Source organism: Vulcanisaeta sp. EB80 (assembly GCF_002078205.2).
This window is the reverse complement of record NZ_LCWN02000076.1, coordinates 1-9,617: the sequence shown is the minus strand read 5'-3', so window position 1 is coordinate 9,617 and position 9,617 is coordinate 1. Positions and strand designations below refer to the sequence as shown.

Sequence of the window (9,617 nt, the reverse complement as noted above, 5' to 3'; positions counted from 1 at the left end):
TTTTGCTTCAAGGTAATGTTCCTATTTGGATGCTCAAGCTCACTCTGCTGGAACATCAACCAATCACCCAACTCAACACCCCTAAAATCAACACTCAACGACCTACATGACTCGTAGATGCTCATTACAAGGGTTACAACACCGTCAGCATACCTACGATTCGGAACAATTCCATAAGCAACCTGCCTAAACATACTCACCCAACCAATCTTGGTACCAGGCAAAACATGCTGTTGCTTGGCTATACCTAACACCCTATGTGCAGCCGTTTTAAACAACCACGCCGTTGATAGTAACTCCTTACCCACATCCCCATCAACATCAAACGGTAACTTAATGGTTATGTAGTCCACAAAGGGATATCCCCAGTTAAATTTAAAAACTAACCCCAACACCCTCACTGGTTACCCCGGGTTTCCAAGACCCGTAGTGGCAATGAACCCCCGGCGACGGGCGGGGAGCTGCTGCGGTGAGGGGGCCCGGGGAGACCGTCGAGAAGCAGCCGGTGGCAAAACCACCGACTGCGGAGAGACGGTACGATACTTGGGTATTTACTCGTCATGTTTATTTACGTCATGCTTCAGGTATCGTTCATAGGCGCTGTCAATTGGAGCGCAATTAGTGTAAAGCCAGGCGATTGGGTTGACCTATTAAGCTCAACCCTTAGTAGTGGTCCGTTCTATGAAATCATGGCAACGAGCGGTATAGCAATACTGGCGGGCTTTGCGGTTGTGCTCCTCATAGACGCTGTAATCTCGCCCTCGGGTACTGGGTGGATTTATATAGGCACAACTGCAAGGACCTTATATGGACTAGCTGCTGATGGTCACCTACCCAATTCATTCCTCAAGTTGAATAGGTATAGGGTACCATCGTGGGCGACTATAGCGGCTCTCGTACTCGGTTTACTGTTTCTGCTTCCATTCCCAACGTGGTACGCAATAACCACCTTCGTAACGACGACTACCGTGTTCACATACATAATAAGTGGTCCAGCGCTCATGACCCTGAGGAAGACGGCACCAAATGCTAACAGGCCCATTAAGCTGCCTGCAGCCTCTATCATTGGTGCAATTGCCACAATAGCGGCTTTCCTAATTGTTTATTGGTCAACCTTCTACTACCTGTGGTTTGCCATAGCCCTGATACTGGCTGGGTTACCGCTATTCTTCATGTACACCATGGTTAATAGGTACGGCGCCAGCAAGCCTGCTACCGTGGCTTCAAGCATTGTTTATTGGGTAGTACTCATACTCACCACCTACTTCTTAATATACTTACCATTTGCGGCACCAACGGGTTGGCCCTCATCATCGCCAGTCACGATGCTTAAGCTGAAGCCCATACACATTATTGATTTCGTAGCCTATGTCATAGTCATGGCAGCTCTAACAATTGGATTAACGCTTTATGTGGCATCCACAGCCAAGGACCGTGAGAATGCAATGAAGCATGTGAGAGCTGGTTGGTGGGTTGTGGCGACGATATTCTCGGCACTCGTATTATCGTTCCTAGGCTCCTTCAGTGTTTTTGAGACGCCGATAATACCGTTCCCATGGGATACTGTGATTGCTGCCCTTGCGGCGCTTGTGCTTTATCTGTATGGTTCATATAGTGGGATACTTACTGAGGATCTGGTTGTCGCATTAAGGGAGATGGGCGGTGTTTAATATACCATAAAAATAGTAATTAAAGCATTTATTAAAATACGATCATATATGTCAGAATTCTGACATAAAAGTAAATAAATTAAGCACTTATTAATCCAGTCCGTGTTGGGCAAATACCCTACGTTTCCACCGACAGATCCTGGGTTTGAGGATCCACCAAGGCTTAGTAACTACGATGTCGTGGTAATTGGTGGAGGCGGCGGTGGTTACCACGGTGCCTTTGAGCTTAGTAAGGGTGGTTATAAGGTTCTGCTTGTTGATGACAAGGGTAATCTTGGCGGTAACTGCCTATACGAGGGTTGTATACCCTCTAAATCCGTATCAATTGCTATCTACCTGATGGAGAAGCTTAGAAACATACTAAATAGTGTTGGTAATACGGATATAAACAAGGTCAAGATCCTCTGGGAAAACGTGATTGATCATAAGGATAACGTGCAGTACATACGATATCTGCAGCATATAAGGGAGATTAAGGAGCATGAGAATGTGGATTTCGTGAAAGGCATAGCGAGGGTTGTTGATAATCATAGGGTCGTTGTTGAGGCTATCGATGGATCATGGAGGAGGGAGGTGGAGGGTAAGTACCTGCTCGTCGCCACGGGATCAACGGCGATAAGAATACCAGTACCTGGTGCCGAATTAGCCATAGGTAGTGAGGAGCTTTTTGGTTATAAAACGAAATATAGAAAGGTACCGGATAACGTTGTTGTGATTGGCGGCGGCTACATAGGTGTTGAGGTCGCCTCAGCCCTATCCAGCCTGGGTGTTAAGGTTACCATAGTTGAGATGCTACCAAGAATATTGAGTGGTTGGGACCAGGACATTGTTTCGCAGATTGAGGAAAGGCTTAGGAGCAAGGGAGTTGAAATACTCACGAACTCCAAGGTAATCGGTATAAAGGAGGAGGCTGGGCAGAAGGTTGTTGAGTACGAGAGAAAGGATGGTAGTAAAGGGTCTGTGGCTGGTTCTGAGATCATAATGGCTGTTGGTAGGAAGCCCTACGTGGAGGGATTGGACACGTTGGGTATCGTGGATAAGGGGCACGTTGAGGTTGATAGCTCAATGAGGACCAAGGTACCCAACGTGTACGCAGCAGGCGACGTCATTGGTAAGTACATGCTCTACCACTCAGCGGTTAAGGAGTCCGTTATTGCCGCCTGGAACATAATGCACGGCAAACCAATATATGAGATCAACTTCAATGCAATACCAATGACCATATTTACCGAACCAGAGGCCGCAATGGTTGGATTGAGCGAGGATGCCGCTAAGGCTAGGGGTATAAACTACGTCACCGTCCAATACCCACTGGCTGATGACTCCTACGCCCAAATAATCGGTGTTAGGGACGGTTGGGTCAAGTTGGTAATTGAGAAGGAAAGCCAGAGAATAATCGGTGGTGTTGTTTATGGTGAAGCTGCCTCAATGATAATCAACGAGATAGCCCTAGCGGTGGCCGTTAATGCCAGGGTGAAGGACTTGGCATTACTGCCCCATGCTCACCCAACGATATTTGAATCAATAGATAGGGCTGCAATTAGGTTCTCGCTGTAGCTCCAACATATTCAACGCTCCTCAAAAGCATTACCCTAATAATGACCACTTTAAGGCGTTTGCGGCCCAATGGGTAATGAGCAATAACACTTTTATAATTATAAGTGCATTTTTGTGAGGATTTCTTAGGCACCGTGGTCCTCAATTGAGGACATTTATAACTCAATAGTTAATCATCCATTTATGAAGGGTCTTGCTGATGGTAGCCCTGATATAGAGAAGTCTAGGTTCTACATTGTCCAGGATCACATGTATCTGGACGGGTTTATTAGAGCGTTGGCTATGAATACCTGTTTTGAAACCCGGCTTACAGACTGGAGAGTTGGACCTAGTCCCTCCTCACCTTAAGTTATTATCTAAGTCACTATTCTCTATTGCCTAATAATAATGGTAGGGATTATTCGAAGGATTCTCTGCCATGATCACTGTCCCAATGGTACTTTCGTGATCGTTACAGCGACGATTATCTAAATGGTTAAGCTATGTGGGTATTAATATCGAGAAACTAGTGAGTGCTTTATTAGTGAATTGGGAATTGCTTATTCATTAATTAAAAATAACGCGATCAGTACTTAATTAGGCATGAGTATCCACCGCAATGAGCTCGGGTAGGGTTTGGAAATGCTATAGGTGTGGTAAGGATGTAGTACCTGGGATGAGATTCACTTTCACGAGGAATGGCGCAATACATTGGGAGTGCTTCAGGCTCAACGTTAGTGAGGCGTTTAAGGGTTCCATACCTGAGGATGTCAATGTGCTAATGGAGCTTATGGATTACCTGAACGAGGGCATTGTAAGGCTTAGGGAGTTGGAGATGAGGGCTTTAAGTGATGGTGTTAGGGAGGGCATTATAAACCGTAGGAAAATACTGGAAGGCGAAGCTGCCAGGGTCATGAAAGATCTAGAGAGCTTATTGGGTAGTTATGGCATTAAGTACTAATGTTCGTGGGCGCATGCGATATTAAATTATAGTAGTGGGAACGTTTAAATTCCAGATAATTACTGATTTATCCGTGAGTGTGGAGTCCTACAGTAGGATTAGGAGTGTTTATGCCAAATTGAATAACATGTTCTTTAAGTACGAGGATGAGGTCGTAGGAACACTAATGGCCACCCTATCCAGGGAGAACTACCTACTCATTGGGCCTCCAGGGACTGCGAAGACCACGCTTGTGTATGCCTTATCGAAGCTCTTGAACGCTAGGTGGTTCTATAGGCAGTTGACGAAGTTCACGGACCTTGAGGAGATATTGGGGCCCATAAACATAGCCAAGCTTCTCGATGGTAAGATTGAGAGGATATACGCAAACTCCATAGTAGAGAGTGAGTTTGCGCTATTGGATGAGATATTCAACGCATCCAGCGCAATACTCAACACACTACTATCAATACTCAACGAGAGGGTAGTCTATGACGGTGAGAAGGTGGTCCCTGTCAAGACCTGGACCGTGTTTGGCGCAAGCAATAGGATCCCAGATGAGGAGGAGTTGCAGGCGCTTTATGATAGGTTTCCAATCAGGGTATTCACGGAGTGGGTTAGTCCCGATGATACTGAGCCATTGATTGTTAAGGGTTGGGAGTTGAGGATGGATTTGGAGAGGATTGAGCCGTTGGCTACGATGGATGACGTCCAGGTTGTCAATAAGGTGATCACGCAGTATGTCTATGATCACATAAAGGACATATCTAAGGTCATCAGTCCAATAATCTCGAACTATGTGGAGCACATACCAATTAGTAATAGGACTAGGGTTAAGGTGCCCATGTACGTAACCACATACCTACTGCTTCACGGTATTGATATAGGCAGGACAGAATTAACACCAGCATTGCTCAGGGTCGGGACAATAAAGGTCCTCAAGTACCTAGTTAGCAATAAGGACCAGTTAAGTGAGTACAACTCCTTCGCCACGGTCCACATGCCAGAGGACCTCCTAAGATTAAGCGAATTACTAAGCGAGGCAAAGGCGCTCATAAACAATGAGGTTTATGATGAAGCTAGGCAGAGAATAAACGATGCCAGGGAACTACTTAATCAAATAAGGAGTAAGTGGGATAATGTGATGGTTAGGCTGTATACGGAGGAGATAAACGAGATGGAGGAATTATTGAAGAGACTTGAGGAGGCATTAAACATTGGAAGAAGATAAATGTAGCAACTCACGGGATAATCTAATCACTAATTCGAACAGCTTAGGCGGTGCGTTGTAAAGCCTCATGTCAGTAATCACATCGCTGATCAATTCCGGAATACCCTCAACATTTACATCCGAACCACTAAGACTTTGAACTTCATATAGAAGAATTCTCAGGTAGAGGTATGAGATAACCAGGAACCTGGTCCTAAAGTCATCACCAGCATCGGGAGGGCATTTAAGTGGCTTTACATCATCACATAGTGGCTCGATGGTGAGTCCAAGATCACGAACATAATTCATCAAAAGTTCTGGGTTCCTAACCATGGACCAAAACACCTCACGAACATTAACCATACAAAATCACGGAAGTGGCTTTTCCCTCATAAGCCTAATCGCATCATCCACCGTGAAAACGCGTCCACGCCAATTAATACTGCTGGTGAATGCGGTCTTCATGATGACTAGCCAGGAGAAGTAGACGTTAATTATAGAGGCTAGGGCAAGTAATATTGTGTATTGCTTCGTAATCTCTTCATGATAGAAATCATTCAATTTCCTAATCTCATTAACCCTAACGTAATCCTTAACAACACCCAATAGGTAGGGGGTTACACCAAGGATTAATAGGTATGGATTGATTATTGACAGCGCTATCGCTATAGGTAGTGTGATCACGTATAGGGTATACGATGTGGCATAGAGCATGAAGCCCCTAAACCCATAAACCCTAACGTACCACAACTGCCTAACGGCCCAGGAAAAGGCGTCGCGTAGACCTACATCCTCAAGCGTCAACACCAGGGACTCTGGAACGAAGGCTATGCCAAGACCCTCCCTATGTACGAAATGGGTAATTACATAGTCATCACTCAGGTAGTTGGGTAGGTAATCACGGATAAACCACTTATCAATCAACCATCTCCACACGGCTGAGGAACCACCCCAAGTAAACCTAGCCACAGGATTTTGCATTGCGGTGATACCAATCATGTTAAAACTAGCCCTTAATAAGGATCCTAAGCCAAGGCGCCTAAGTGGTAAGTAGAATCTGTATGTTGTTGATGCACCAACCCCCTTCATCACTAACCAACCCACTAAATTCCTGAGCCATTGCCTATGAACACGCGCATCACTATCAACGAAAACCACAACATCGCCAACAACCCTCCCCAAACCATACGCCAAGGCCTCACCCTTACTACGACCACCCCTATTAATCAAAACCTCAGCATCAACACCAGAACCCCTGAGTAACTCGGTTATTACACCGTATGCCGGGTCATCCTCACTATCAAGGACGAATACGTACTTCCTAGGGCCAGGATAATCCTGGTCAAGCACACTAGCCACATTATTCCTTAAATCCTGGTCCAAACCCCTCACGGGCATTATAACGGTCACACTCGGTAGGGGATTCCTTAGAGGAAACCCATTACTCGACCTACCCCTCCAAAACCTAACCTCGAAAATCAATGATAACATAGAGGACAATATGGCGACAATGAGGATAAGTATTCCAAAGATGAGTAGTGCATAAATTAGTAAATTCATGGGATTTGATGGGAGAAGCCGTATTTTTAAAGTTGACCTATTTACCAAGCAACGCCCTAACAACAGCCGCAAAATCCTCCTCACCCAAACCAAGCCTCTCAGCAATCCTATAGAACTGAAGGGCTAGGGATGCCATCGGTATCGGTATGCTCCTCATTGAAGCCTCCCTCATCACTATATCCAGGTCCTTACGCATATGCTTTAAGGCAAACTGAACAGAAAAATCACCACTAAGTATCTTCGGAACCTTCAACTCAGAGGTTGGTGACCTGGCACTCGATAACCTAGTCAAAACATCAGTAATTACAGAATCACTCAAACCAAACCCCCTACCTAAATTAATGACCTCAGCCAGGGCAACAACGTAAGAACCGAGAAGGGCATTATTTATCAACTTCGCATAAAGCCCATAACCATTAGGACCAATGTGAATTATCGTCTTAGCCGTATGCTGAAGAACATCCCTAGCCCTATTGAAAGCCTCCTCAGAACCACCAACCAAAACAACCAACTCCCTCCTCTCAACAGCCACGGAGGTCCCAATAACCGGCGCATCAACCATCTCGCCACCCCTAGACCTAACAAGGTTCGCAAGCTCAATCGATGTACTCGGCGATATCGTGGACATATCAATAACCAACGAACCATCCCTCAAACCAGCCAACACACCACCCTCACCAGCTATGATGGACCTCACGGCATCATCATCACTAAGCATTGTGATAACCACATCAACAGACCTCGCCAAATCGGCAGGTGTCTTGAAGACCTCAACACCAAACTCCCTACCAAACCTCAACGCCTTATCAACACTCCTATTATAAACACCAACCAACAAACCATCATCCCTAAGGTTCTTAGCAATCCTCCAACCCATCACACCCAAACCCGCAACACCAACCCTAACACCACCCATACCTCAACGCCTAAAGCCGACTAGATTAAAAACCAATCCAGTCAACCCAAACCAACCTAGCCCCACCAAGCACTTACATGCTCAATAACAAAAGGATGGCAAGAAAGTCCTGGTGGGCCCGCCGGGATTCGGACATGGGTCTCTTGTGGTGGTTGTGCTTTGGGTTTGCTTGGGTGGCTTGTTGGTCATCACGCCAGCGTTACCCTTGGTAGTTTTTCCATCATTGCTTTCGGCACGTGCTGCATTATTAAGTGCTTGTTGTGGTTGTAGTTGCTCTTCATTAAGATGGCGTGTGTGGTTGGTGTTTCTGTTTTGTGCCTGTGTTCGTGGTGCCTTATAAGCCTATTTGTTGAGGTGATTGTTGGGTGTGGGTTGGGGAGACTACGTAATAGCATGGCTAATGACGCATCGAGGAGTTGATTGCCAACTGTGGAGCTTCGTTTACAGTAAGTGCGTGGGATCAAAACTATGCAGTGAAGCGGCAAAAATACTCATGGATGAACTTAAGAAACATAGGTGCTTCGGCTATGTACTGAATTAGGTGAATCGCCGAGGGTGGGTTCAAAATCAATGGGCCAGAGAATAAGCCGTGAAGTGTTCGAGGAATTCTACGACATGACAAAGTACGAACAAGGAGGACCCGACATAAAGAGGAACCATGCACTGGAAGTCATCATCCAAGCAGTGCCCCACAAACCCACACCCACGGAATTAAAAACAATTTTCCAAACTAAACCGAGAAACATAGAATAAAATTCGTTTGGTAGCGGGGCCCGGATTCGAACCGGGGACCTCGGGGTTATGAGCCCCGCAGGCTACCAGGCTACCCTACCCCGCTGTGGCTTCTGTTTCTTCATCATCATTTAAGTCTTTCTCTACATGTTCACCCATATGGATGCTTTATTGCATCTTAATAGTTAGGTTTATTAACTGGAATTGAAATAAGCGGTTATACCATGTCAACACCACAAACTCAATGGATAATACTCTCGATGGTGTTCCTAGTACTTGCCGCCGTGTTTGGGACCTTGTGGTTCATTACGAACCAGAATTACACCACCCTGCTGGCGTCGTATAATACGTTAAAGGCTCAGTACGATAACCTACAGACCCAATGCAATACGTTGCAGGCGGAACTTAATAACTTACAATCACAATATAGCTCCTGCGAAACACAGCTCAATAACCTCCAAGCACAAAACACACAATTAAAGCAGGAACTTCAGGGCTGCGGCCTTACAACTACATTGCAGATACAGGCTGTCAGCTTGACCGGCGTTGGCTCGGGCTCCAGTGCCAAATTGACGCTGCTCATTACCAATCCGTCGAGTAGTGGTATTGGGATTAACGGCTTCACGCTGGGTAGCCTATCATGCGTCTTCTCCTCACCGGTTCAGGTGCCAGCTGGTACACAGGGCGGGCAATTAACAATAGCACTAACAATCAGCGGCGGTGCCTTCACCGGCGTATCCGGCGTAACTGGCAGCAACGGCATAACTGCAAGTGGCATAACTGCGTCGTGCAGTGGGAGCCAAGCCGCACAGGTCGGCATCCAATATAGCGGTTACATAACGACCGTTAATGGACAGACCTACCCATTCACAGTAACAGCAAGCTCATAATCGTTATTGTGAAATCCATGGGAAACGCTTTTAAGCGCCTATGATAATTTGACTTCGGGCCCGTAGTCTAGCCTGGTTAGGATGTCCAGGGCATAACGCCCGCATAGGCCTTACGAGCGGGAGGTCCCGGGTTCAAGTCCCGGCGGGCCCACCATGAACTTTA

The 9,617-nt window shown here is 46.1% G+C and carries 11 protein-coding genes, 2 tRNA genes and 1 pseudogene; 9 read left to right on the top strand and 5 right to left on the bottom strand.

The genetic code is table 11. The features are described from left to right. Positions 1-353 (bottom strand): annotated as a pseudogene (locus B7L70_RS10760) (hypothetical protein); the annotation flags it as partial. Between the two features lie 222 nt (positions 354-575). Between B7L70_RS10760 and B7L70_RS10755 the strand changes: the two are divergent. The 5 genes from B7L70_RS10755 (at position 576) to B7L70_RS10735 (ending at position 5,377) form a co-directional block, all read left to right on the top strand. Continuing rightward, positions 576-1,670 (top strand): hypothetical protein, encoded by a 1,095-nt coding sequence (locus B7L70_RS10755; RefSeq protein ID WP_238376215.1) that lies wholly within the window; start codon positions 576-578, stop codon positions 1,668-1,670. Between the two features lie 102 nt (positions 1,671-1,772). Beyond that, positions 1,773-3,227, top strand: coding sequence for a dihydrolipoyl dehydrogenase (locus tag B7L70_RS10750; RefSeq protein WP_081228145.1), 1,455 nt, complete (start codon positions 1,773-1,775; stop codon positions 3,225-3,227). Positions 3,228-3,371: 144 nt separating this feature from the next. Continuing rightward, positions 3,372-3,575, top strand: a complete 204-nt coding sequence (locus B7L70_RS14320; protein WP_081228143.1) for a hypothetical protein — start codon at positions 3,372-3,374, stop codon at positions 3,573-3,575. Between the two features lie 250 nt (positions 3,576-3,825). Next, complete coding sequence (locus B7L70_RS10740) at positions 3,826-4,167, top strand: DUF2175 domain-containing protein (RefSeq protein ID WP_081228140.1); 342 nt, start codon at positions 3,826-3,828, stop codon at positions 4,165-4,167. A 73-nt stretch (positions 4,168-4,240) separates the two neighbouring features. Next, a complete protein-coding gene (locus B7L70_RS10735) occupies positions 4,241-5,377 on the top strand; it encodes an AAA family ATPase (protein ID WP_255408863.1) in 1,137 nt (378 codons plus the stop codon). On the opposite strand, the gene B7L70_RS10730 is transcribed toward B7L70_RS10735, so the two are convergent. Genes B7L70_RS10730 through B7L70_RS10720 form a run of 3 tightly spaced genes read right to left on the bottom strand, consistent with a single transcriptional unit; the run spans position 5,357 to position 7,832 of the window. Continuing rightward, positions 5,357-5,719 carry a hypothetical protein gene (locus B7L70_RS10730; RefSeq protein ID WP_081228137.1) on the bottom strand — a complete coding sequence of 121 codons (363 nt, stop codon included), beginning with the start codon at positions 5,717-5,719 and terminating at the stop codon, positions 5,357-5,359. The two genes, B7L70_RS10735 and B7L70_RS10730, sit on opposite strands and share 21 nt — an antisense overlap. Positions 5,720-5,725: 6 nt before the next feature. Further along, positions 5,726-6,916: a glycosyltransferase family 2 protein gene (locus tag B7L70_RS10725; protein WP_081228135.1), complete on the bottom strand. Its 1,191-nt coding sequence runs from the start codon at positions 6,914-6,916 to the stop codon at positions 5,726-5,728. A 37-nt stretch (positions 6,917-6,953) separates the two neighbouring features. Next, complete coding sequence (locus tag B7L70_RS10720; protein WP_081228134.1) at positions 6,954-7,832, bottom strand: NAD(P)-dependent oxidoreductase; 879 nt, start codon at positions 7,830-7,832, stop codon at positions 6,954-6,956. 367 nt (positions 7,833-8,199) lie between these two features. Here B7L70_RS10720 and B7L70_RS13560 point away from each other — a divergent pair, with 367 nt between their 5' ends. After that, the gene (locus B7L70_RS13560; RefSeq protein ID WP_162009164.1) at positions 8,200-8,373 is read left to right on the top strand and encodes a hypothetical protein; all 174 of its coding nucleotides are present in this window, start codon (positions 8,200-8,202) and stop codon (positions 8,371-8,373) included. A 14-nt stretch (positions 8,374-8,387) separates the two neighbouring features. Then, a complete protein-coding gene (locus B7L70_RS10715) occupies positions 8,388-8,585 on the top strand; it encodes a hypothetical protein (protein ID WP_162009163.1) in 198 nt (65 codons plus the stop codon). Between the two features lie 8 nt (positions 8,586-8,593). On the opposite strand, the gene B7L70_RS10710 is transcribed toward B7L70_RS10715, so the two are convergent. After that, positions 8,594-8,670, bottom strand: a tRNA-Met gene (locus B7L70_RS10710). 118 nt (positions 8,671-8,788) lie between these two features. Here B7L70_RS10710 and B7L70_RS13790 point away from each other — a divergent pair. Both B7L70_RS13790 and B7L70_RS10700 read left to right on the top strand, forming a co-directional pair. Beyond that, a complete protein-coding gene (locus tag B7L70_RS13790; protein ID WP_143701633.1) occupies positions 8,789-9,454 on the top strand; it encodes a hypothetical protein in 666 nt (221 codons plus the stop codon). A 56-nt stretch (positions 9,455-9,510) separates the two neighbouring features. Then, positions 9,511-9,608: transfer RNA gene (locus tag B7L70_RS10700), tRNA-Val, on the top strand. The last annotated feature ends 9 nt before the right edge of the window (positions 9,609-9,617 follow it).